Raw genomic sequence first — 23,292 nt, 5'->3', positions numbered from 1 at the left:
AGGCCGGGTCGGGCTAGAAGGGGGTGTCCGACGCGCCGGCATACTCGTCCGCCGTCGGGTCCATGATCTTGCCGCGGGCGTCGGTCCCGGTGAACTTGAAGACCATGTGGGCCGGGTCGATGGTGGCATTGTTGGTGGAGTTCTGGCTCAGCGTGAAGGTGACGGTGGCGGCCTGCTTTTCCGGGTCGTACACCACGCTGGTGGGGTTCTGCGGTATGTACGCCTCGGTGGGGAGCACCGGTAGGAGGTTGTTGTAGTATCCCGCCGCGCCGCCGGTTGCCTTGGCGATGGTCCAGTTGCTGGTGTCCTGTACCGAGGTGGCATCCATGGCGGAATCGAAGTAGAAGGTGAGGCTGAACTCCTTGGCCTGGATGTTGAGCTTGGTGTTGGGATCGACGCCGAGAAGGCTGCCGAGGTCCGTGCCGGCCTGTAAGGCCGGAGTGAAGGTGTCGGTTTCGCCGCCGCCGGCGGCCACGAACTTGGGCTGGGCGATGGTCGCTTGCAGCAGCGCACCCTGGGCGGAATTGAGCCTGGTCAGGGTGTCCACTTCCTTCTGCGCGTTGGTGCTGTCGCCCAGCGCGGCGTAGGCGACCCCCAGTTCGAAGTGCGCCGCCTCCATCTTGGGGCGGAGTTTGACCGCCTTGGTCAGCTGCTTCACCGCCTCGGCGTAGTTCCCCTCCTTGTTGTAGGTGGCCCCGAGGCTGTAGTAGGGGTTGGGGTCGGTGGGAGCCATCTTGGAGACCTTCTTGAACTGGGCCTCCGCCTCGGGCAGCCGGCCGGTCTGCAGGTAGAGCTGTCCCAGCGTGTAGGGCGCCAGGGTGTCCGAGGGGTTGAGGCGGGCGGCGTCCTTGAACTCCTTCTCGGCGAGGTTGTACTTCTTCTGCTGCAGGTAGATGTTCCCCAGGTTGGTGTGCACCGAATCCTGGGTCGGGTCGATGGTGAGGGAGGTCCTGTAGGTCTTGATGGCGTCGTCGTACTTCTTCTGGGCCAGGTAGGCGTTGGCCAGGTAGTTGTACGACTGGGAGTTGGTCGGGTCCAGCGAGATGGCGCGCTTGAACTCGCTCGCCGCGCGGGTGTAGTCCTTCTTCTGGAAGAACCCGGCGCCGGTGGCCATGGCGCTGGTCGCCGCCTGCGCCTTCATGGTGTCCTGAGAGGTCAGGGTGTCGAACATGTCGCCCAGGTAGTCCCAGGCCGTCTTCTGGGTTGCCATAACATCCTCCGCGCTAGATGCTCATTAGCCGCCTGTCGTATCGGCATCCTGCGCCGGAAACTTTAGTGAAAAACGAAATTGCCAACGACAACGCCCGGTTGCACCTTCAGGTCGCCCGGGCGTCGTCGTCGGTTCGGGGCTGGCGGCCGCAGGTTACGAGTTCGCCGCCTGCTTCAGGGTGTCGAGGCACTCGCGGGCGTCGCGGTTCCAGGGCTCCAGGTGGATCACCTTGCCGTAGAAGGTCTCGGCCTCCTGCGGGCGGTCCAGGATGGTGCAGATCTTGCCGAGGCTCATCAGCGTCTCGATGTTCTTGGGCTCTTTTCTCAGTTGGTCGAGGTAGATGTTGATGGCGCCGTCCACGTCGTAACCTTCCACGAAGTAGAAGTCGGCGAGGTTCTTCTGGAAGGTGCTGTTGCCCGGGGCGAGTTGTGCCGCCTTCTCGTAGTGGGTGCGGGCGGCATCCTTGTCTCCCTTGTCGTAGGCGAGCACCGCCAGGTCGTTATGCGCCGGGGCGAAGTCGGGGTAGAGGGCGAGGATCGCGGAAAGCTCCGCTTCGGCCCCGGCCAGATCCCCCTGCTGCACCAGCTCCTGCGACCTTTGGTAGCGCTCCTCGGCCGTCTCGTCCTCTTCCGCCTCCGCGGGCGTCACCGCGGCGGCAGCGGGTTCCTGGTCCTGCCTCAGTTGCGAGAGCTGCTCGCGCACCGCCTGGTTCCAGGGCTCGATCTCCAAGGCCCTCTGGAAGAAGGTCTCGGCCTCGCCGGGCTGGCCCACTCCCTTGCAGATGATGCCGAGGTTCAGCAGGGTCTCCACCTCGCGCGGGTTCTTTTCCAGGAGCTTCAGGTAGATGCCGATGGCCTCGTCCACCTGCCCGAATTCCACGTAGAGGAGGTCGGCCAGGTTCTTGCGGTAGACCTCCTCGTCCGGGTCCAGGCGCACCGCCTCGCGGTATTCCTCGAGGGCGCGGCTGCCGTCGCCCAGCCGGTAGCTGACGGCGGCGAGATCGTTGTGCGCCACGGCGTGCTGCGGGTAGCGCAGCAGGTGCCCCCGCAAGGCTGCCGCCGCTTCTTGCGCGTCGTCGCCGGAGAGTAGGGGGGCAAGCGCCGCATACGCCTCTTCGGGCGTGGGGAGCGGGGCCGGGGTGGCGACCGGAGCCGGTTGTCGTACCGGGACCGCCTCTACTGCGACCGGCTCCTGCGCCGGCGCGGCCTGCTGCGGCTGGGCCTGGGCGGCCTGCGCGGTGGAGTCGATCAGTTTCAGCCCGGTGAATTCCTGGAGGTGCAGGAGGCGGAAACGCTCCGCCGCCCTGAGCAGGAACTCGCGCATCCCGTGGTTCGGGTAACCTTCCGGGAGAAAGCCGATGCTGTCGTGCAGCTCCCTGCGCCAGAGCGGGTGCGGGGCCACCTCGGAGAGCTGGCCGAGTTGCTGGGGCGTATAGTCCGGCCAGATCACCTTGCCGTAGCTGGTGTGACTGGCGAAGCTTTCGTGGGGGATCGCGGTAAAACAGGTGTCGCCGTAAGCGAGCATCGCCGCGGGGGCCGCCTCCAGGGCCGCCACCAGCTGCTGGTAGGCGTCGCGCCGCATGCGGTCGGTGGCGTCCACGATGGTGAGGTACTTGCCCCCGGCCATCCTGAGGGCCATGTTGACCGCTTTGCCCGCCGCCGGGGCGGGAACGCGCAGCAAAGAGATGTTGCCGTAGCGCCTCTGCAGGTCCGCCGCCACTGCCCATTCGCACTCATCCGAACCCCGGTCCACCAGGATCACTTCCATCCGGTCGGCGATGGTCTGCTCCATCAGCCCGGTCAGGCACTCCCTGAGGTGGGATTCCCGGTTCCGGGTGACGACGATGGCTGAGACGAGCGGTCCATTGTCCACGACGGCGATCGGGCCGGCGCTGGGGCGGGTAACTATCTGGCTCATTGAATTCTCCATTGTGCGGGTGGTGTGACGGCTTCGGTCGCTCCCGCGACGGTCCGAGGGGGGATCCGAGGCCGATCGGGTTGGAAGAAGCAACTGGCATGCCAGAGGAGTTGTATCCGGTCGCAGCGGCGCCGCGGCCTCCCCGAGGAGGCGCCGGCCGCGCCTCTTGCCGGGGATCCGCACCCGGGAAGGGGAGAGGGGCGGGATGGGCGGCGCGATGCCGTCAAGTTTTTGAAAGGGTGCCGGAGGGCGTAAAGGTCAATTATCCGACAGTTCCCTTTCCAGGGTCATCTCGAGGGTCGGTAGGTGCGGGTCGATGTCGTAGCCGTACGGGTAGCCGTTGTAGTGGCAGGCGCTGGTGAGCGGGAAATACCTGTGACGGAGTTGCCTGCACGGGAGCAGGATGCAGGGGTTTATGTAGGTGGGGGCGAAGAGCTCGACCACCAGGGAGCGCTCGGGCATGAAGGCGCAGTGCATCATCCCGGCGCCGTGCGGCCCGAGCAGGGCGTCCGCGTTGCAGGTGCAGGAGAGCTGCTCGGAAAGGGACAGCTCCTCCAGGCGCAGCATGGTGAAGCCGAAGCGCTGCAAGAGCTCCAGCAGCCGCTCCTCGTCCACCACCTTCCTCATGCTTTCCGGTGATCCGCCGTTGCGGGAGATGTAGAGGCGGCCGCTGCTTTTCCCGGTGGCGAAGAGGGAGCGGAAGGCGGCCCGGATGCGCCCCCTCGCCGGGGTGCCGGCCTCGTCGTGGCCGGTCTGCCGCGGGAAGAGACACAGGCACTGCAGGTGGTAGTCGCACGCCTCCACCCGCCTGATCTGCTCGGGCTTGATCCCCAGCAGCAGCAGGGAGTCGGCGGCGAAGGGGACAGGGGGGACCAGGTAGGTGCCGTTGAAGCCCTGCTCGTGGGCGCTGAGCGCCATGGGGAGCATCTCCATGCACCAATGCCAGAAGTTGTCGCTCCAGTCGCCGAACAGAGGAAGGACCACGCCGCCGAGCGCCACCAGCGGGCGGCTTTCGTGATGCAGCAGCCATATGAGGAGTTGATCGTCGCGGAAGTTCAGGAACCTGTTGATGACCCGGTTTCCCTGGAGCGGGATTCCTTCCTCCCCGAACAGGAACACGTCCTTGAACAGCAGCGGCCCCTGGGGGAAATTGCAGCCGTTGTAGATCTGGTACATGCCGAAAGCCTCCGATGCGTCTTCTGAACCGTTTGCCGGAGCAAGATCCGTTCCCGCAACGGCAGCGGCGTCACCCGCCGGCGACGATCAGGAAGACCCCCGCCAGCATGATCAGCGTGGAGACGATGCCCCCCTTCTCCTTGAACAGGTAGTGGCCGTAGAGCACGCCGAAAAGGAGGCTCAGCCTTTTAACCGCGATCATGTAGGCGACGTTGGTCATGTTCACCGCGTAGACGTGGGTGAGGGCCTGGAGCGCGTAGCAGACGGCGGGGAGTAACGCGGCCTCAACGGTGCCGTTACGCAGCGCCGGCCCCAACTCGCCGCGGGACTTGTACAGGGCGACCGGGGTCAGGACGAGCACCAGCAGCGGCAGGTAGACCGCGGCGAAGAAGAGGGGGGAGGAGGCGGCGATGGCGCGCTTGCCCAGGGTGGAGGTGACGCTGTAGATGGCGGCGACGCCGAGCATGCACATGGCCCCCTTGTCCCCGGCCAGCGCCCTGAGGGGAGCCAGTATTCCCGTTTCGCCGCGGCCGGTATTGAGCAGGTACCCCCCCAGGGCGATGAGCAGGATCCCCGCGCCCCCCATGGCGGAGATCCTCTCTCCCAAAAGCAGGTACGGCACTACCAGGAGCAGCAGCGGGGTGAGCGAGAGCAGCGGCAAGGTGAGCGACAGGGGCGAGAGCTTCAGGGCCTTGGTGTAGAGGATGATGGCGACCGCCTCCAGCGGCAGCCCGGTGAAAATGCAGAAGTAGAAGTCGTCCCCAAGTTTCGGGACCGGGATGAAGAGGAGCGGGATCAGGAAAAGCGGCAGGGTCGGGACGATGCGCAGCCAAGTGACCAGGTACTCGTTCCTGCCGGTGAGCGCGCGCTTGGTGGTGGCGTCGCTGGTGGCGAGGAAGAAGGCGGAAAGGAGTGTGAGCGGGAACCATAGTGGCATCATGGCGCTAATGATAACCGAAAACCGCCGGTACGCAGTCGCCTGCTTTGCAGAACTAATTTAAAAAATACGTGGTGCTGTTGACTGGACTGGGAAACGGGGGCCTAATTAAAGGAGCGGACTTCGGCAGTTAACTTGTTCAGGAGGGCATCATGGCCAAGAACGTTTTGATCCCATCGATTGAACAAAGATTGCGCGGGTTGATTGAGGTAAGCCGGAGAAACCTGCACGAACACGGCTTCTCCGAGGTGGAGCGGGCCAACCCGACGGTGACCCTGACCAGGGAGTTCGGCTGCGAGGGATACCCGGTGGCCGAAAGGCTGCAGGGTATTCTGGAGAAGCGCTGCGGCAAGCCCTGGGTGGTCATGGACCGGGCCCTGCTCGACGCGGTGACCAAGGACAACAACCTCTCCGAAGGGATCCTGCACAACCTCGGCACCAAGAACCGCTTCCTCGACGACATGCTCTCCACCTTTTCGCCGCGCTGGAAAAGCGACAAGGATTACTACCGGCTGCTCTGTCGCCATATCGTGGCGCTGGCAGTCGAGGGGAACGTGATCCTGGTGGGGAGGGGGGCTTCCATCCTGACCCAGGAGACCGGAAACTGCTACCACTTCAGGATCATCGCGCCGATGAGTTTCAAGGTGAAGTCGGTCGCCGCCCGCTGCGGGCTCTCAGCCGACCAGGCGCAGGACATGGTGATGCAGAAGCAGCACCAGCGTGACGCCTTCCTGAAGGATTTCCTGGGGCGCGAAATCGCCGATCCGACCTTGTATCACCTCGTCTTCAACAACGCCCGCCTCTCCGCGGGGCGGATCGCGGAGATCATGGCGGACGTGGTCATGCCGCCGCAGGGGCGCTAGGGCCTGCAGTGTCCCCCCCCCTCTTGCGATCTCCCTCTCCCGCTGGGAGAGGGGTGGGGTGAGGGCGCTGCAATATCGAGGGTCCGGCCCTGTGGCTCTCCCTCCCCCGGCCTCCAGAGGGAAAGGTGCGGTGACATTAATGCCATGTTCAGTCGCTCCCGCCGGGCCGCCATCTTTGACTTCCTCGTTCCCCGAGGCTATCATGTCGCTCTGCACTGAAAGGGGGGGCGATGGCTGATTTCGCGGTGAGCGAGGAGAAGAACCGCTGGCTGAAGGCGAAGATGGAACAGCTCGGGGTCGCGGAGAAGGACCTGGAGGAGCGTTTCGTGCATTCATCCGGGCGAGGCGGGCAGCACGTCAACAAGAGTTCCTCCTGCGTCTACCTGAAACACCTCCCAAGCGGTCTCGAGGTCAAATGCATGGAATCCCGCAGCCAGTCGCTGAACCGGTTCCTGGCGCGCCGCCTGCTGCTGGAGAAGATCGAGGGTGCCGGCGGAGGCCTGACCAGGAAGGAATTGGCGGCGGAAAAGCTGAAAAGGCAGAAGTCGCGCAGAAAACGGCGCAGCGGGGCCAAATATGGCACCGATGCTGCAAAGGATGCAGGGCAGGAACCGGAAACGGGGTCTGAAGCGTCAACTGTCCGGAATGAGAGCCAATAATTTGACCGTTCTCCGCTGTGGCCCCCCCCGAGGCTCCTGAGCCCGGGCACCGTCCGCCCCATAAAGGGTGGAAAAAATAAAGTTGACAAGGTAACGAGGGGAAGGGTATAAATTCTCATTATCCTCAATAAGACCTTTTGCAGACACCTTTAAATACCCCGAATTTTTTCTCATACCGAACCGGTCCTCAAGAATAAACTCAAGGTTACTTACTCACAGATCCTTTACACGATAGCGCTCGTCAGGCACGCCTCGCATGTTACCCATGCCGCCTCGGTGAAAACATTCCCGCATTCCCAGTCAGGCAATTTGCCGCTAGATCTATATTTGCGCCATATCAGGAGAACAGATGAACCTACAGGAACTTAAAGAAAAGAAAATCAACGATCTCACGGCCATTGCCAAGGCGTTGAACATCGAGGGGGCGTCCAGTCTCAGGAAGCAGGACCTGATCTTCGCCATCCTCAACGCCCAGACCGAGAAGAACGGCATGATCTTCGGCGAGGGGGTTCTCGAGACCCTGCCTGACGGGTTCGGCTTCCTGAGGGCACCGGATTACAACTACCTGCCGGGTCCCGACGACATCTACGTGTCGCCTTCCCAGATCCGCCGCTTCAACCTGCACACCGGCGACACCGTTGCCGGCCAGATCAGGCCGCCCAAGGAAGGCGAGCGCTACTTCGCCCTCCTGAAGGTCGAGACCGTCAACCACGAGTCTCCCGAGGTCGCCCGCGACAAGATCCTCTTCGACAACCTGACCCCGCTCTACCCGGAAGAGAAGCTCATCCTCGAAACCACCCCGGACAACATGTCGAGCCGCGTCATGGAACTTGTTGCGCCGATCGGCAAGGGGCAGAGGGGCCTGATCGTCGCGCCGCCGCGTACCGGCAAGACCATGCTGATCCAGAACATCGCGAACTCCATCGCGCTGAACCACCCCGAGGTGTTCCTGATCGTCCTTCTCATCGACGAGCGCCCGGAAGAGGTCACCGACATGCAGCGCTCGGTGAAGGGCGAGGTCATCTCCTCCACCTTCGACGAGCCGGCCTCGCGCCACATCCAGGTGGCCGAGATGGTCATCGAGAAGGCCAAGCGCCTGGTCGAGCACAAGCGCGACGTCGTCATCCTGCTCGACTCCATCACCCGCCTGGCCCGCGCCTACAACACCGTGATCCCGCCTTCCGGCAAGATCCTCTCCGGTGGTGTCGACTCCAACGCCCTGCACAAGCCCAAGCGCTTCTTCGGCGCCGCCCGTAACATCGAGGAAGGGGGCTCGCTCACCATCATCGCCACCGCCCTGGTCGATACCGGCTCCAAGATGGACGAGGTCATCTTCGAGGAGTTCAAGGGCACCGGCAACATGGAGCTCCACCTGGACAGGAAGCTGGTCGAGAAGAGGACCTTCCCCGCCATCGACATCAACAAGTCGGGCACCAGGAAGGAAGAACTCCTCATCCCGCAGGCCTCTTTGAACCGCATCTGGATACTCAGAAAGGTGCTGCACCCGATGAACGTGGTGGATTCCATGGAGTTCCTGATCTCCAAGCTGCAGGGGACCAAGTGCAACCAGGCCTTCCTCGATTCCATGAGCAAGTAAAAAAGTGTTGAAATCTTGCAGTGAAGGTGCTATTTATGACTACTTTCCGGCAAGAACATCAAAGTTAGATAACGGGGTGCGCCCCGCCAGGAGGAAGATATGAAAGAAGGGATCCACCCCAAGTACGAAGAAATTACCGTAAAGTGCCTGTGCGGTAACCAGTTCCAGACCCGTTCCACCAAAGCGGAGATCTCCACCGAGATCTGCTCGCAGTGCCACCCGTTCTACACCGGCAAGCAGAAGCTCATCGACACCGCAGGCCGCGTCGAGCGCTTCCGCAGGAGATACAACCTGGAGAAGTAGGCTTTCGCGCTTGCGAATCCGTTCGGAGGGGATTTTGTCTATGGCGAAATCCCCTTGTTTCGTTTTCTATGGCCCGATTGCAAAACAACGCAGCATATGAAGGATCTTCATGAAGGTTGCCCTTCTGCAGCACACCCCCGAGCCCGAGTTGACCATCGCCCTCGCCGCCCGGCTCTGCTATTCGTCGGCCGACATCGAGGCGCTCAAGGATAAGCTCTCCGGCGCTGACGTCAAAAAATTCCTGGACAAGATCATGTCGCTTGGGCACCAGTCGGTGCTGGAGCACGCTTCGTTCACCTTCGGCGTGGACGGGATCTCGCGCGTCACCAGCCACCAGCTGGTACGGCACCGGGTCGCCTCCTTTTCCCAGCAGTCCCAGCGCTACGTCTCCCACAAGGAACGCTTCGCGGTCGTGACGCCGCAGTCGATCGCGGACAACCCCGAGCACCTGGCACTTTTCGAGGCCCAGGTGGCGGCCGTGCACGCGGCCTACGCCGCCCTGGTCGAGGCGGGTGTCCCGGCTGAGGACGCGCGCTACCTGCTCCCCAACGCCACCGAGACCAAGATCATCATCACCATGAACGCGCGGGAGCTTCTGCACTTTTTCGGCGTCCGCTGCTGCGAGCGGGCCCAGTGGGAGATCCGCGCCATGGCCATCGAGATGCTCCGTCTGGTGAAGCCGGTGGCGCCGACCGTTTTCGACAAGGCCGGCCCCGGCTGCCTTGCCGGTCCCTGCCCCGAGGGTGCCATGTGCTGCGGCAAGATGGCGCAGGTTCGCGAGTATTTCCGGGAGATGTAACCATCCCCCTCCCTGTCCCTCCCTCTCCGGGGCTCGGCCCGCAGGCGGGGGCGGGGACGAAAAGCTTTCAGCCTTCAACACACGAGGTAACAAGTGTCAAAGATAAACATAGGCGGACAGGCGGTTCTGGAAGGCGTCATGATGCGGGCCCCGCGCTCGATGGCCATCGCGGTGAGAAGGCCCGACGGCGACATCTCGGTCAAGAGCGAGACGGTGATCCCGCTTTCCGAGCGTTTCCCCATCACCAAGCTCCCGATCGTCCGGGGGGCGGTGGCGCTCTTCTCGTCGCTCATCATCGGCATCAAGGCGCTCAACTTCTCCGCCAACGAGGCGCTCGCCGAGGACGAGGAGAAGGAAGAGGTCAACAGCTGGGCCATCGCCGGGACCATGGCCGTGGCCTTTGGCTTTGGCATCCTGCTCTTCTTCATCCTGCCGCTCTACCTGACCAAGCTGCTGATCCCGATCATCGGCGACTCCAACATCGTCTTCAACCTGGTTGACGGCGTGATCCGCGTCGCGGTGTTCCTGATCTACATCATCGGCATCTCGCGGATGAAGGACATCCAGCGGGTGTTCCAGTACCACGGCGCCGAGCACAAGTCGATCTTCACCTTCGAGGCGGGCGAGGAGCTCACCGTCGACAACGTCAGGAAGTACAGCTGCCTGCATCCGCGTTGCGGCACCAGCTTCCTGCTCATCGTCATGCTGGTGAGCATCGTGGTGTTCTCGCTGATCCCGAAGCTGTGGCCCTTCTACTTCAAGGCGGGCTCCAGGGTGATCCTCTTGCCGATGATCGCCGGGCTTTCCTACGAGGTCCTCAAGTGGACCGCGAAGCACGACAACCACGCGCTGGTGAAAATGGTGATCGCCCCGGGGCTCGCGCTGCAGCGGCTCACCACCCGCGAGCCGGACGATTCCCAGATCGAGGTGGCCATCAAGTCCATGCAGGTGGCCCTCGAGCTGAACGACGGCTTCAAGGACGACCGGCTGGTGGTTTAGCCGGGACGCAGGGTAGGAACGCCCTCACCCCAGCCCTCTCCCGGAGGGAGAGGGAGAGGGAGAGGGAGAGGGGGCACACGCGGTTCCCGCACCTGTAGGGGCGAATAATCATTCGCCCGCCTTGCGGTGGAGCCAAATCTTTTCGATTGAATCAGGCCCTCGGGCCTTCTGAGGTGTTTTGCATGTCCATGTTCGATAAAATCGCTGATCTTGAAGTACGTTTCGGGGAGCTGGAATCGCTGCTTTCCGATCCGGAGGTGCTGGCCAACCAGGTCGAGTTCAGGAAGCTCTCCAAGGAGCACTCGGGTCTGTCCGAGCTGATCGCGGCCTACCGCGAGTACAAGAAGGTGCTCTCCGACATCGAGGGGAACCAGGAACTTCTGAAGGAGCCGGACCAGGAGATGCGCGAGATGGCCCAGGCCGAGCTCGAATCCCTTGAGGAGCGCCGCGAGCAGTTGGAGGCCGAGATCAAGGTGCTGCTGCTGCCCAAGGACCCCAACGACGACAAGAGCGTCGTCCTCGAGATCCGCGCCGGTACCGGCGGCGACGAGTCCGCCCTCTTCGCCGGCGACCTGTTCCGCATGTACAGCCGCTTCGCAGAGACCAACCGCTGGAAGGTCGAGGTGATCTCCGCCTCCGAATCCGAGCGCGGGGGCTTCAAGGAGGTCATCGCGCTGGTCGAGGGCGACGGCGTCTTCGCGAAGTTGAAGTACGAGTCCGGCACCCACCGCGTGCAGCGCGTCCCCGAGACCGAGGCGCAGGGGCGCATCCACACCTCCGCCTGCACCGTGGCCGTCATGCCCGAGGCGGAGGACGTCGACATCGACATCAACCCGGCCGACCTGAAGATCGACGTGTACCGCTCCTCCGGCGCGGGGGGGCAGCACGTCAACACCACCGACTCCGCGGTCAGGATCACCCACCTCCCCACGGGGACCGTGGTCGCCTGCCAGGAAGAGCGCAGCCAGATCAAGAACCGCGCGAAGGCCATGAAGGTCCTGAAGTCCAGGATCCTGGACAACATCGTGATGGAGCAGAACGCGAAGATGGCCGCCGACAGGAAGAGCCAGGTGGGGAGCGGCGATCGCAGCGAGCGCATCAGGACTTACAACTTCCCGCAGGGGCGCATGACCGATCACCGGATCGGGCTCACCCTGTACCGTCTCGATTCCATCATGGCCGGCGACATCACCGAGATCGCGGATTCCCTGCGTGCCCACTACCAGATGGAAGCCCTGCAGGCCCAAAGCGAAGGGATGTAATCCCGCGGCCCGTCCGCCGTGGGGACCACGGCCCTCGGGTCCACAGCGTCCAGGTATTTTGACATGACCACCACCCCCGAAAAATGGGACGTCCTCAAGGTCCTCAATTGGACCAAAGGCTACCTTGCCGAGAAAGGCGTGGAAAACCCGCGCCTGGAGGCGGAGTGGATGCTGTGCGAGGCGCTCTCCCTGGACCGGGTCGGCCTCTACCTCAACTTCGACAAACCCCTTTCCGACGCCGAGTTGGCCGCCTACCGCACCATGGTGGCGCGGCGCGGCAAACGCGAGCCGCTGCAGTACATCCTGGGGACCCAGGAATTCATGGGGCTCGAGTTTCACGTCACCCCGGCGGTCCTGATCCCGCGCCACGATACCGAGGTGCTGGTGACCGAGGCGGCCAAGCGCGGAGCCGCCGCGAAGAGCATCCTCGACATCGGCACCGGCAGCGGCTGCGTGGCCATCTCCCTTGCCAAGGAACTGCCGCAGGCCGAGGTCTGCAGCGTGGACATCTCCGGCGAGGCGCTCGAGGTGGCCCGTGGCAACGCCGAGCGCAACGGGGCCACCGTGAATTTTTTCCAGGGCTCCCTGTTCGAACCGTTTGCCGGACGGCACTTCGACATGGTAGTATCCAACCCGCCTTACATCCCCAATTCCGAACTGGCGACATTGCAGGCCGAAGTGCGCGGTTTCGAACCGATGGGCGCGCTCGATGGCGGGGCTGACGGCCTCGACTTCTACCGGCGCATCGTGGGCGACGCGCCTTGCTATTTGAACCCCGGCGGCTGGCTGATCTTCGAGGTCGGCGCCGGACAGGCGCCCCAGGTGCTGCGTCTTTTGAAGGGCGGCGGTTTCGTCGAGGAAACCTTCACCCAGACCGATCCGGCAGGCATCGAGCGCGTGGTCGGCGGCAGGCTGGCAGCCTGAACCATTTCCATCCGCCATCGAGGCGGTGAAAAACAAAAGAAAAGAACACAGAGGTAACAGTGGAAAAACTGGTAATAAAAGGTGGCAACAAGCTCTCCGGAGAAGTGACCGTTAGCGGGTCGAAGAACGCTGCCCTACCCATATTCATCTCGACCATCCTGGCACCCGGGTGCCACACCATCAGCAACGTCCCCTTCCTGAGGGACATCAACACCACCATCAAGGTGCTCGAGAAACTGGGCGCCAGGGTCGACGGCCGCGGCAACGTGGTCAAGATCGACACCACCGACCTGAACAGCTGGGAAGCCACCTACGACCTGGTGCGCACCATGCGCGCCTCCGTGCTGGTGCTCGGCCCGCTTTTGGCCCGGTTCGGCCAGGCCCGCGTGTCACTCCCCGGCGGCTGCGCCATCGGCGCACGTCCCATCAACCTGCACCTGAAGGGGCTTGCCGCGCTGGGCGCCGAGATCACCCTGGAGCACGGCTACGTCGAGGCAAAGGCGAAGAAGCTCAAGGGCGCGCGCATCAACTTCGACATCTCCACAGTCGGCGGCACCGAGCAGCTCCTGATGGCGGCGGCGACCGCGCAGGGTGAGACCATCCTGGAGAACGCCGCGCGCGAGCCGGAGATCGTGGACTTGGCCGACATCCTGACCAAGATGGGCGCCAACATCGAGGGCGCCGGTACCGACACCATCAGGATCAAGGGCGTCGAGCAGTTGACGGCCGCCGAGCACGCCGTCATGCCGGACCGCATCGAGGCAGGCACCTTCATGATCGCCTCGGCCATCACCGGCGGCGACGTGAAGATCAAGAACATGCGCCTGGAGCACCTGGACGCACTGACCTTCAAGCTGCAGGACGCCGGCGTGGAGATCATCAACAAGGACAACGTGGTCCGCGTCAAGGGCCCCAAGAAGATCCGCAACGTCAACATCAAGACCCGTCCCTACCCGGGCTTCCCGACCGACATGCAGGCGCAGTTCATGGCCCTCATGTGCATCGCCGAAGGCGCCAGCGTGATCTCCGAGAACATCTTCGAGAACCGCTTCATGCACGTCTCTGAGCTGCTGCGTTTCGGCGCGGACATCATCTGCGAAGGGAACAGCGCCACCGTGAAAGGGGTCAAGAAGCTCTCCGGCGCGCCGGTCATGGCCACCGACCTCAGGGCCTCCGCCTCTCTGATCCTCGCCGCCCTCGCCGCCGACAACACCAGCGAGATCTCCAGGATCTACCACCTCGACCGCGGCTACGAGAACATCGAGAAGAAGCTTGCCGGTCTCGGCGCCGACATCGTCCGCGTCCCGGACGTTGATGCGCCGTAGGTTCATCGGGGCAACTGAACCTGGAAATGCACCCGCTGAGGCGGGGTAAGCTCCCTCACCCGCCCTTCGGGCACCCTCTCCCGGGGGAGAGGGGACCAGGGGATTACAAATAAGAAACGCCATACTCCCACGGAGTTTTTAAAATGACCGACTACGTCACCATCGCCATCCCCAAAGGCCGCATCCTGCAGGACTCCGTTGCCCTGTTCAAGAAGATCGGCATCGACTGTGAAGAGCTCCTCTCCGACACCCGCAAGCTGGTCTTCGAGAACCACGAGCAGAAGATGCGCTACATGATCGTGCGCGCCACCGACGTCCCGACCTACGTGGAGTACGGCTGCGCCGACCTCGGCATCGTCGGGAAGGACACCCTGATGGAGGCGGAGAAGGATCTCTACGAGCCGCTCGACCTGAAGTTCGGCTACTGCCGCCTGATGGTCGCCGAACCTGTGGAGCTTTCCAGCAAGGACGACCCCGCCGCCTGGAACAACATCCGCATCGCCACCAAGTACCCCAACGTGACCGAGAAGTATTTCGCGGCGAAGGGCGTGCAGGTCGAGTTGATCAAGCTCTACGGCTCCATCGAGCTCGCCCCGCTGGTCGGCCTCTCCGAGCGCATCGTCGACCTGGTCTCCACCGGCGAGACGCTGAAGCAAAACGGCCTGGTCGAGGTCGAGACGATCGCCGAGATCACATGCCGCCTGATTGTCAACCGGGCGAGCCTGAAGACCAAGCACGAGCGCATCTCCAAGATCATCGAAGGGCTGGAGCAGCATATCTAACCGGTCCCGCGACCAGTCACCTTCCGTTTCAATGTTATGAATAGCGAGGTTTAAAGATGCAGTTCCTCGACATCAGGGAAGCAGATTTTCAGGCGAAGTTCGATGCCATCGTTGAGCGCGGCGAGGAGTCCGGTCGCGAGGTAGAAGAGGTGGTGCTCGGCATCATCTCCGACGTGCGCAGGCGCGGCGACGAGGCGCTTTTGGAATACACCCGCCGTTTCGACAGGGTGGAGTGCGACGCGGCCGGCCTGGAGATAACGGAGGCTGAGTTCGCCAAGGCGTTCGCCCAGGTGGACGAGAAGGACCTCGCGGCACTGAAGCTGGCCGTCGAGCGTGTCGCGCGCTATCACGAGAAGCAGAAGCAGCAGACCTGGCTTTCCACCGAGGAAGCCGACATCATGCTGGGGCAGAAGGTGACTCCGCTCGCCAAGGTCGGCATCTACGTCCCCGGCGGCAAGGCCTGCTACCCCTCCAGCGTCATCATGAACGCCGTTCCGGCCAAGGTTGCCGGCGTCGGCGAGATCGTCATGGTGGTCCCGACCCCGGGCGGCGAGACCAACGCCCACGTGCTGGTGGCCGCCAAGCTTTCCGGCGTGGACCGCGTCTTCAGGATCGGCGGCGCGCAGGCCGTCGCGGCACTCGCCTACGGCACCGCCACCGTCCCAAAGGTCGACAAGATCACCGGTCCGGGCAACATCTACGTCGCCACGGCCAAGAAACTTGTCTTCGGCCAGGTCGGCATCGATATGATCGCCGGCCCGAGCGAGATCCTGGTCATCAACGACGGCAGCGGCAACCCCACCCACATCGCGGCCGATCTCCTCTCCCAGGCCGAGCATGACGAACTCGCCTCCTCGGTGCTGATAACCACCGACCGGGCTTTCGGTGAGAAGGTGGCGGCCGAGGTGGAGCGCCAGTTGAAGGAACTTTCCCGTGAGGCGATCGCCCGCAAGTCCTGGGAGTCCTTCGGCGTAATCATCGTGGCCGGCAACCTTGAGGAGGCGATCGCCTTCTCCAACCGCATTGCGCCGGAGCACCTGGAACTCGCCGTGGAGAATCCCTTCGAGATCATGCCGCTCATCACCAATGCCGGCGCGATCTTCATGGGGCACTACACCCCGGAGGCCTCCGGCGACTATCTGGCCGGCCCCAACCACACGCTCCCGACCGGCGGCACGGCGCGCTTTTTCTCGCCGCTGTCGGTGGACGACTTCGTCAAGAAAAGCTCCCTCATCTACTTCACCAAGGGCGGCCTGCAGCGGGTTGGTGCGGACATCGTCCGGATCGCGACGCTGGAAGGGCTGGAGGCGCACGGCAAGTCGGTCAGCTTCAGGCTGGACAGCTAGTTTGGAATTCATTGCGGCTTGATCATCTAATTCAAGGAGGCGGCATGGCCCGGTCGGCAAACATCGAACGCATTACCAAGGAGACGCAGATCAAGCTCTCCCTCGAAATCGACGGTAAAGGCGAGGCGCAGATTTGCACCTCCGTTCCTTTCCTGGACCACATGCTGGACCTTTTCGCCAGGCACGGCCTCTTCAACCTCAAGGTCGAGGCGCACGGCGACATCGACATCGACTTCCACCACACCGTCGAGGACATCGGCATCGTCCTGGGCACCGCGTTCAAAGAGGCGCTGGGCGACAAGTGCGGCATCCGCCGCTACGGCCAGGCCACCGTGCCGATGGATGAGACTCTCGCCAGCGTCGCCACCGACCTCTCCGGTCGTCCCTACCTGGTCTACAACGTCCAACTCCCCAAGGTGAAGATCGGCGACTTCGACGTCGAGCTGGTGCGCGAGTTCTTCCAGGGCTTCGTCAACCACTGCGGTGCGAACCTCCACCTGAACGTGATGTATGGCGACAACGTGCACCATATCGTGGAAGCCTGCTTCAAGGCCGCTGCCCGCGCCCTGGATATGGCCACCCAAATGGACTCCCGCATCGAAGGGGTCATGTCCACGAAGGGGAAGCTGTAAGGCCTGCCCTCACCCCGACCCTCTCCCGGAGGGCGAGGGGGCAAGGCACCGCCCTCACCCCGACCCTCTCCCGGAGGGCGAGGGGGCAAGGCACCGCCCTCACCCCGGCCCTCTCCCGGAGGGCGAGGGGGAGTCGGACCACTACCTTGTAAATGGTCCACCCTATGGCCATACCTACGAGCGAGGCGCTTCCATCCCTTCCCCCGCCGGGGGAAGGTGCCCCGAAGGGGCGGATGAGGGCGGTGGCATCGCTCTGAACCTTGCCACTTCCGGAAGAATTGCAATGAAGTCACAGGCACCGCACAGTGTGCCGGAAGGATAAAGAGATGATCGCGATAATTGATTACGGCATGGGGAACCTCCGCTCCGTGCAGAAAGGGTTCGAGAAGGTCGGCTGCGAGGCGGTCGTCACGAGCGATCCCAAGGTGCTGCTGGACGCCGAGCGCGTCGTGCTCCCGGGTGTCGGGGCCTTCCGCGACTGCATCAGGAACCTCGAGGAGGGGGGCTTCGTCGAGCCGATCCTCAAGGTGATCAAGGAAGGGAAGCCGTTTCTCGGCATCTGCCTCGGTCTGCAGCTCCTCTTCACCGAGAGCCAAGAGTTCGGCCTCCACAAGGGACTCGACGTCATCCCCGGCAAGGTGCTCCGCTTCCCCGAAGGGATGCAGGACGCGGGCGAGGAACTGAAGGTGCCGCACATGGGCTGGAACCAGCTCGACATCAAGCGCCCCTCCCCGCTGTTCCAGGGCGTGGAGCAGGGCTCCAACGTCTACTTCGTGCACTCCTACTACGTGAAGCCTGATGACGAGAGCGTGGTGGCGGCGACCACCAACTACGGCATCGACTTCTGCGCCGCCATCTGGCGCGACAACGTGGTGGCGGCCCAGTTCCACCCGGAGAAGTCCCAGGACAAGGGGCTTGCCATGCTGAAGAACTTCGCGCAGATGAAGTAGTTTCGTGTTCCGCCGAAGAGCTTGCCTCCCCTCGCCCTCCGGGAGAGGGGCGGGGGTGAGGGCGCTGGAAGCTGCAACAGTTTCGCTCCGTGGCAACGCCCTCACCCGGCCTTCATCCACCCTCGCGGGGGGGAGAGGGGTGCACAAGGGGCGAACTTTTAATTTGTAATGAGGGATTGAAATGATCATTATTCCGGCAATAGATCTGAAGAACGGCTGCTGCGTCAGGCTGGAGCAGGGGCTCATGGAGAAGGACACGGTTTTCAACGACGACCCGGGTGCGCAGGCGGCCGAGTGGCAGCGCCAGGGGGGCGAGATCCTGCATATCGTCGACCTGGACGGCGCCTTCGCAGGCGAGCCTAAGAACCGCTCGGCCATCGAGTCCATCGTCAAATCCGTCACCATCCCGACCCAGTTGGGGGGCGGCATCCGCGACATCGCCACCATCGAGGCCTACCTGTCCCTGGGCATCGGCCGCGTCATCATCGGCACCGCCGCGCAAAGAAACCCCGCCTTCGTCAAGGAAGCCTGCGCCAAGTTCCCCGGCAAGATCGTGGTCGGCATCGATGCCAAGAACGGCATGGTCGCGGTCCAGGGGTGGGCCGAGGTGACCGGCATCACAGCCACCGAGCTCGCCAGGCAGTTCGAGGGTGACGGCGTATCCGCCATCATCTACACCGACATCAGCCGTGACGGCATGATGCAGGGACCGAACATCGAGGCGACCAAGGCGCTGGCCGAAGCCATCAACATCCCGGTGATCGCCTCCGGCGGCCTCTCCTCCTTGAAGGACATCGAGAACCTGATGGCGATCGAGTCCTCCGGCGTCACCGGCGTCATCACCGGCAAGGCGATCTATTCCGGCGCCATCAACCTCGCCGAAGCCATCGCACTGACTAAGAAGCAGGTTTAGGTTGAGGTTAAGGTTAAGTAAAGTCTGCTTGTAACGAGATCGTTAGCGACAGGCAAGGAAGGGACGCGGGTTTTGGGATTTTCTCAACCTCAACCTCAACCTTGACCTGATGTTTCGGAGAAACATCATGCTTACTAAAAGAATCATCCCCTGTCTGGACGTGAAGGGGGGGCGGGTAGTGAAAGGGGTTCAGTTCCTGGGGTTGCGCGATGCGGGCGACCCGGTCGAGATCGCCGAACTGTACGACCAGCAGGGCGCTGACGAGTTGACCTTCCTCGATATCACCGCCTCCTCAGACGAGCGCGACATCATCATCGACGTGGTGCGCCGTACCGCCGAGCGCGTCTTCATGCCGCTCACCGTCGGCGGCGGGGTCCGCACGGTCGACGACATCAGGCGGCTTCTGAACGCCGGCGCCGACAAGGTCTCCATCAACACCGCGGCGGTGCACCGCCCCGAGTTCGTGAACGAGGCAGCCGAGAGGTTCGGCTCGCAGTGCACGGTGGTCGCCATCGACGCCCGTGCCCGCGCCAACGGCGGCTGGGAAGTCTACACCCACGGCGGCCGCAACCCGACGGGGATCGACGCGGTGGAGTGGGCGCAACGCATGGAAGAGCTGGGCGCCGGGGAGATCCTTTTGACCAGCATGGACCGCGACGGCACCAAGGACGGCTACGACCTGCCGCTGACCCGTGCGGTCGTCGACGCGGTCAGCATCCCGGTCATCGCCTCGGGGGGCGTCGGCGGTCTTTCACACCTCTACGACGGCTTCACCCAGGCCGGCGCCAGCGCCTGCCTCGCCGCCTCCATTTTCCACTACCGCGAGTACACCATCGAGGAAGCCAAGACCTATCTCCGCGAGCGCGGCGTGCCGGTCAGGCTGTAGCCACGCCCTGTCGCCGTACCTGTAGGGGCGAATAATCATTCGCCCCCCTTTGCCGCCTCACCGTTTCAGTTGGCGGGGGCTGTGGCCGGGGCCGCTGCGGCTGGGCAAATAATTATTTGCCCCTACAACGAATGCACGAACGTTCCTCCCCCCTGCGCTCGACGAATCTGTCGGTGCGAATAGCCATTCGCCCTCGCACTCGCGCAAGGAGAGAGGATCATTCTTCCAGAGGAGCTCACGATGGAAAACACCAAAGACGACATCATCGCCGCGGTCTACCGCGTCATCCAGGAACGCAAGGCCAACCCGAGCGAGAACTCCTACACCGCGAGCCTCATGGCCAAGGGGATCGACAAGATCCTGAAGAAACTGGGCGAGGAGGCGACCGAGGTGGTCATCGCCGGCAAGGGGGGCAAGCGCGACGAGATCGTCTATGAAACCGCCGACCTCTTCTTCCACAGCCTGGTCCTGCTCGGCTACTACGACATCGACCCGGAGGAGGTCTACGCGGAGCTCAGGCGCCGCTTCGGGATGTCCGGCATCGAGGAGAAGAATTCCCGCGTTGGGTAGCCGTTACGAAATGGCACAAATGCCTTGACAAATAAGACCGCGATGATATATTGCTGGTTCCTTGAATAATGTCTGCCGGCCCGTACCCACACAAGTTTGTAAATCTAGCTAGAGAAGGGGGGGGAATATGAATGCCGGGAGTAAAGGTAAAAGAAACTGAACCGTTTGAGCTTGCGCTCAAGAAGTTCAAGAAGCAGTGCGAAAAAGCGGGGATCCTTTCGGAGGTCCGCAAAAGAGAGCACTACGAGAAGCCGAGCATCAAGAAGAAGAAGAAGGCCATTGCCGCTCGCAAGCGCGCTCTGAAAAAACAGCGCAAGATGGTCGACTAAGAAAGAGGGTTTCATGCAACTGAGGGAGAGGCTTAACGCGGAACTGAAGGAGGCGATGAGAAGTCGTGATACCTTGCGTTTATCTACCATCCGCATGGTACTCTCCTCGGTGAAAAACCGCGATATCGAGCTCAGGCGTGAACTGAACGATAGCGAGATCACCGAAACCATCGTTACCCTCTGCAAGCAGCGCAGGGAATCCATCCGACTCTTTAAGGAAGCAGGCAGGCAGGAGTTGGTGGATAAAGAGGAAGCGGAGCTCGCGCTCCTCATGGGCTACCTCCCCCAGCAGCTGACACGGGAAGAGCTGGCCGACCTGGTGGCGAAAGTCATCGCGGAAGTCGGCGCTACCGGAGGCAAGGATATGGGCAAGGTCATGAAGGCCATCCAGCCCCAAGTCGCCGGCCGTGCAGAAGGTAAACTGGTGAGCGAAGTTGTGAAGGAAAAACTCGCATGATCAGAGCCCCCGGGACCAGTCCCGGGGGTGCTTGCGGGTTTTGGGTGTCATGAGTAGGGGCGAATCGGACGATTCCCCCTTCTTTTGCTTTGTGGCTAATGACCAGGTGTTTGCATGATCCTTCTCGACATCCTTATCTGGGTCGTATTGCTCTTCTTTGTGGCGAAGGGGTTCTCGAAGGGGTTGGTGCGGGAGGCTTGCTCCCTGCTCGGCCTCGTCACGGGCGGCTGGGCCGCTTTCCGATACTATTCCTCTCTAAGTCTGGGGATCAGGCACTTCATCAACCTCCCCCCGCAGGTGGCGCAGCCGCTGGCGTTCCTCCTCATCTTCATGCTGCTCGGCATGCTGTTCTACTTCCTCGGTCATCTGCTCACCGTCGTCCTGAAAGTCATGCTCCTGGGCGGGATCAACCGGGCCGGCGGGATCGTTTTCGGTTTCCTCCAGGGGGGCTTCATCCTCTGCGTGCTCCTCTACCTGGCCACCACCAAGCCGATGCCGGAGAAGGTGAAGGTCTGGATCCACGGCTCCAAGACCGCGGCCGCGTTCGCCTCGACGGGAGGGGATATAGCGGCCGGCTGGGAAGGCGCCATAGCCCAGCACAGGGAAACCAGTGACGCCGCGGAACCCGGGGAAAAAAAAGAAGTAAAGGCGCCGACTCCACACGGAGCGCATAAGAAATAAGGATCAACCGCAGTGTCGACGATACCGGACGAGAAGATCAGGGAAGTACGCGAGAGGGCCCCGATCCTCCAGGTTGTCTCCGACTACATGAGCCTCAAGAAGTCCGGGGCCAACTACCAGGGGGTCTGCCCCTTCCACGGCGAGAAGACGGCGTCGTTCAACGTGAACCCGGCGCGTGGCATCTTCCATTGCTTTGGTTGCGGCGTGGGAGGGAACTCCATCGATTTCGTCATGCGCATGGAAGGGCTTGCCTTCCCGCAGGCGGTCAAGTTCCTGGCCAAGAAGGTGGGGGTGGAAATCCCCGAGCGGGAACTGACCCGCGAAGAGAAGCGCAAGGTGGACGAGCAGGAGCAGGCCTACCAGATCAACGAGCTGGCCTGCGAGTTTTACCGCCGGGTGCTGGAATCGGACGAGGCGGGTGCCGCCGGAAGGGCCTACCTCGAGAAACGCGGGGTTGATCGCGACACCGCCGCCACCTACCGCATGGGCTTCGCGCCGGCGGGATGGGACAACCTGACCGGCTTTCTGCGGCGCAAGGGCGTCCCGCTCGACGCGGCGGAGAAGCTTGGCCTTTTGAGAAAACGCGAGGGGAAGGACGGCTACTACGATACCTTCCGGAACCGTCTCCTCTTCACCATCGCGGACCTGCACGGCCGCGCCATAGGTTTCGGCGGGCGGGTCATGGACGACTCGCTCCCCAAGTACATAAACTCCCCGGAGTCCATCGTGTACCGCAAGAGCGAGGTCCTGTTCGGCATCGACCTGGCCAAGAAGGGGATGCGGGAGAAGGGGAGCGCCATCGTGGTCGAGGGGTACTTCGATCACCTGGCACTGTACCGGGCCGGTTTCACCAACGTGGTGGCGACCTGCGGCACGGCGTTGACCCAGCCGCACGTGAAGCTGCTGCGCCGCTACGCCGACCGGGCTTTCATGCTCTTTGACGGCGACGAGGCCGGCCGCAAGGCGACGGTCCGCTCCATGGAACTGTTCCTCGAAGAGGGGTTCCCGGCGCGGGTGGTCGAAGTCCCGGCGGAGGACGACCCCGACACCTTCATCAACCGGGAAGGGGGCGCGGCCTTTCAGCCGCTTCTGGACAAGGCGCTCCCGATCTTCGAGTCGTTCTACAAGGGGCTCCTAAAGCGCATGGACGTGAGGGGCGTGGAAGGGAAGGTCGCCTTCGTGAACGAGGTGTCGCCGCGGCTATTGAAGATCGCCGACCCGGTGGAGCGCGGGCTCTACGAGAAGGAGATCTGCCGGGCGCTCGGCATCGACCGCGCCATGCTGCTGCAGAAGGTCGGTATCCCTGTCCGCCCCCAGGCGCCGCGCCCGCAGCCGAAAGGCGCGCCGAAGCCGACCGGTACGGAAGAGGTGCTGCTGACCCTGATGGTGAAGTACCCGGACGTGGTGTTAAGGGTTCGCGACCACGGTGCCGATAAGCTTTTCAGCGCCAGCCACCTGAAGCTGGCACAAGCCATAGTGGCCAATTCGGAAACGGGGGACCTCGACCTCCCCCTGGTGTTGGAACAGGTCGAGTCGCACGAGGAAAGAAGCCGTCTCTATTCGCTGTTCGTGGAGGACGCGCACCTTGAGGATCTTGACCCCGTCAAGGCCTTCGAGCAGTGCTGCCAAGCCCTGGAACGGCGAGCGCTCAAGGGGGACGGCAAGGCCCTGGCGAGGGAATTGGCCACGGTCGACCCGGATTCTCCGAGGTATCTGGAGATACTGTCTGAACTTGAGCGGTTGCGTAATAAAAAATCGAAATTACTATAGTAGGA

General features: G+C 62.9%; 24 protein-coding genes. 20 read left to right on the top strand and 4 right to left on the bottom strand.

Features of this window, described 5'->3' with window-relative positions:
• Window positions 1-13 precede the first annotated feature (13 nt).
• The 4 genes from KOM00_RS14940 to KOM00_RS14925 form a co-directional block, all read right to left on the bottom strand.
• Window positions 14-1,210 carry a tetratricopeptide repeat protein gene (locus KOM00_RS14940; protein WP_216499734.1) on the bottom strand — a complete coding sequence of 399 codons (1,197 nt, stop codon included), beginning with the start codon at window positions 1,208-1,210 and terminating at the stop codon, window positions 14-16.
• 153 nt (window positions 1,211-1,363) lie between these two features.
• On the bottom strand, window positions 1,364-3,127 hold the full coding sequence (locus KOM00_RS14935) for a tetratricopeptide repeat protein (RefSeq protein WP_216499733.1): 1,764 nt from the start codon (window positions 3,125-3,127) through the stop codon (window positions 1,364-1,366).
• A gap of 258 nt (window positions 3,128-3,385) precedes the next feature.
• Window positions 3,386-4,303, bottom strand: coding sequence for a glycosyltransferase family 61 protein (locus KOM00_RS14930; protein ID WP_216499732.1), 918 nt, complete (start codon window positions 4,301-4,303; stop codon window positions 3,386-3,388).
• A 70-nt stretch (window positions 4,304-4,373) separates the two neighbouring features.
• A complete protein-coding gene (locus KOM00_RS14925) occupies window positions 4,374-5,243 on the bottom strand; it encodes an EamA family transporter (protein ID WP_236026990.1) in 870 nt (289 codons plus the stop codon).
• 149 nt (window positions 5,244-5,392) lie between these two features.
• On the opposite strand from KOM00_RS14925, the gene KOM00_RS14920 reads away from it, so the two are divergent.
• The 20 genes from KOM00_RS14920 to dnaG all read left to right on the top strand — a co-directional run bounded on the left by KOM00_RS14920 (window position 5,393) and on the right by dnaG (window position 23,287).
• Window positions 5,393-6,103, top strand: coding sequence for a cytidylate kinase-like family protein (locus tag KOM00_RS14920; protein ID WP_216499731.1), 711 nt, complete (start codon window positions 5,393-5,395; stop codon window positions 6,101-6,103).
• Window positions 6,104-6,333: 230 nt separating this feature from the next.
• Window positions 6,334-6,762, top strand: a complete 429-nt coding sequence (locus KOM00_RS14915; protein WP_216499730.1) for a peptide chain release factor family protein — start codon at window positions 6,334-6,336, stop codon at window positions 6,760-6,762.
• A gap of 349 nt (window positions 6,763-7,111) precedes the next feature.
• Window positions 7,112-8,359 carry a transcription termination factor Rho gene (gene rho / locus KOM00_RS14910; RefSeq protein WP_216499729.1) on the top strand — a complete coding sequence of 416 codons (1,248 nt, stop codon included), beginning with the start codon at window positions 7,112-7,114 and terminating at the stop codon, window positions 8,357-8,359.
• 99 nt (window positions 8,360-8,458) lie between these two features.
• On the top strand, window positions 8,459-8,662 hold the full coding sequence (gene rpmE, locus KOM00_RS14905; RefSeq protein ID WP_216499728.1) for a 50S ribosomal protein L31: 204 nt from the start codon (window positions 8,459-8,461) through the stop codon (window positions 8,660-8,662).
• A gap of 109 nt (window positions 8,663-8,771) precedes the next feature.
• Window positions 8,772-9,461, top strand: a complete 690-nt coding sequence (gene thyX, locus KOM00_RS14900) for an FAD-dependent thymidylate synthase (RefSeq protein ID WP_216499727.1) — start codon at window positions 8,772-8,774, stop codon at window positions 9,459-9,461.
• 93 nt (window positions 9,462-9,554) lie between these two features.
• Window positions 9,555-10,460 (top strand): DUF1385 domain-containing protein, encoded by a 906-nt coding sequence (locus KOM00_RS14895; protein ID WP_216499726.1) that lies wholly within the window; start codon window positions 9,555-9,557, stop codon window positions 10,458-10,460.
• A gap of 188 nt (window positions 10,461-10,648) precedes the next feature.
• Window positions 10,649-11,722: a peptide chain release factor 1 gene (prfA, locus tag KOM00_RS14890; protein WP_216499805.1), complete on the top strand. Its 1,074-nt coding sequence runs from the start codon at window positions 10,649-10,651 to the stop codon at window positions 11,720-11,722.
• Window positions 11,723-11,785: 63 nt separating this feature from the next.
• Complete coding sequence (prmC, locus tag KOM00_RS14885; RefSeq protein ID WP_216499725.1) at window positions 11,786-12,646, top strand: peptide chain release factor N(5)-glutamine methyltransferase; 861 nt, start codon at window positions 11,786-11,788, stop codon at window positions 12,644-12,646.
• A gap of 59 nt (window positions 12,647-12,705) precedes the next feature.
• Window positions 12,706-13,971, top strand: a complete 1,266-nt coding sequence (gene murA, locus KOM00_RS14880) for a UDP-N-acetylglucosamine 1-carboxyvinyltransferase (RefSeq protein WP_216499724.1) — start codon at window positions 12,706-12,708, stop codon at window positions 13,969-13,971.
• Window positions 13,972-14,114: 143 nt separating this feature from the next.
• The gene (gene hisG, locus KOM00_RS14875) at window positions 14,115-14,753 is read left to right on the top strand and encodes an ATP phosphoribosyltransferase (RefSeq protein ID WP_183349265.1); all 639 of its coding nucleotides are present in this window, start codon (window positions 14,115-14,117) and stop codon (window positions 14,751-14,753) included.
• 56 nt (window positions 14,754-14,809) lie between these two features.
• Window positions 14,810-16,099 (top strand): histidinol dehydrogenase, encoded by a 1,290-nt coding sequence (gene hisD, locus KOM00_RS14870; protein ID WP_216499723.1) that lies wholly within the window; start codon window positions 14,810-14,812, stop codon window positions 16,097-16,099.
• Between the two features lie 44 nt (window positions 16,100-16,143).
• Entirely contained in the window at window positions 16,144-16,731 is a 588-nt protein-coding gene (hisB, locus tag KOM00_RS14865; RefSeq protein ID WP_216499722.1) for an imidazoleglycerol-phosphate dehydratase HisB, read from the top strand.
• 326 nt (window positions 16,732-17,057) lie between these two features.
• Window positions 17,058-17,681 (top strand): imidazole glycerol phosphate synthase subunit HisH, encoded by a 624-nt coding sequence (gene hisH, locus KOM00_RS14860; protein WP_216499721.1) that lies wholly within the window; start codon window positions 17,058-17,060, stop codon window positions 17,679-17,681.
• Between the two features lie 181 nt (window positions 17,682-17,862).
• A complete protein-coding gene (hisA, locus tag KOM00_RS14855; RefSeq protein WP_216499720.1) occupies window positions 17,863-18,594 on the top strand; it encodes a 1-(5-phosphoribosyl)-5-[(5-phosphoribosylamino)methylideneamino]imidazole-4-carboxamide isomerase in 732 nt (243 codons plus the stop codon).
• 127 nt (window positions 18,595-18,721) lie between these two features.
• Entirely contained in the window at window positions 18,722-19,480 is a 759-nt protein-coding gene (hisF, locus tag KOM00_RS14850; RefSeq protein ID WP_216499719.1) for an imidazole glycerol phosphate synthase subunit HisF, read from the top strand.
• Window positions 19,481-19,720: 240 nt separating this feature from the next.
• Entirely contained in the window at window positions 19,721-20,050 is a 330-nt protein-coding gene (locus KOM00_RS14845) for a phosphoribosyl-ATP diphosphatase (RefSeq protein WP_216499718.1), read from the top strand.
• 131 nt (window positions 20,051-20,181) lie between these two features.
• Entirely contained in the window at window positions 20,182-20,379 is a 198-nt protein-coding gene (rpsU, locus tag KOM00_RS14840; RefSeq protein ID WP_183349251.1) for a 30S ribosomal protein S21, read from the top strand.
• Between the two features lie 13 nt (window positions 20,380-20,392).
• Window positions 20,393-20,836, top strand: a complete 444-nt coding sequence (locus KOM00_RS14835) for a GatB/YqeY domain-containing protein (protein ID WP_216499717.1) — start codon at window positions 20,393-20,395, stop codon at window positions 20,834-20,836.
• A gap of 114 nt (window positions 20,837-20,950) precedes the next feature.
• Entirely contained in the window at window positions 20,951-21,517 is a 567-nt protein-coding gene (locus KOM00_RS14830) for a CvpA family protein (protein WP_216499716.1), read from the top strand.
• Between the two features lie 12 nt (window positions 21,518-21,529).
• A complete protein-coding gene (gene dnaG / locus KOM00_RS14825; RefSeq protein WP_216499715.1) occupies window positions 21,530-23,287 on the top strand; it encodes a DNA primase in 1,758 nt (585 codons plus the stop codon).
• Window positions 23,288-23,292 lie beyond the last annotated feature (5 nt).

This window comes from Geomonas diazotrophica (assembly GCF_018919385.1).
Taxonomy (GTDB): Bacteria; Desulfobacterota; Desulfuromonadia; order Geobacterales; family Geobacteraceae; genus Geomonas; species Geomonas diazotrophica.
The sequence above is the reverse complement of the archived record's forward strand: the minus strand, read 5'-3'. Positions and strand labels throughout refer to the sequence as shown.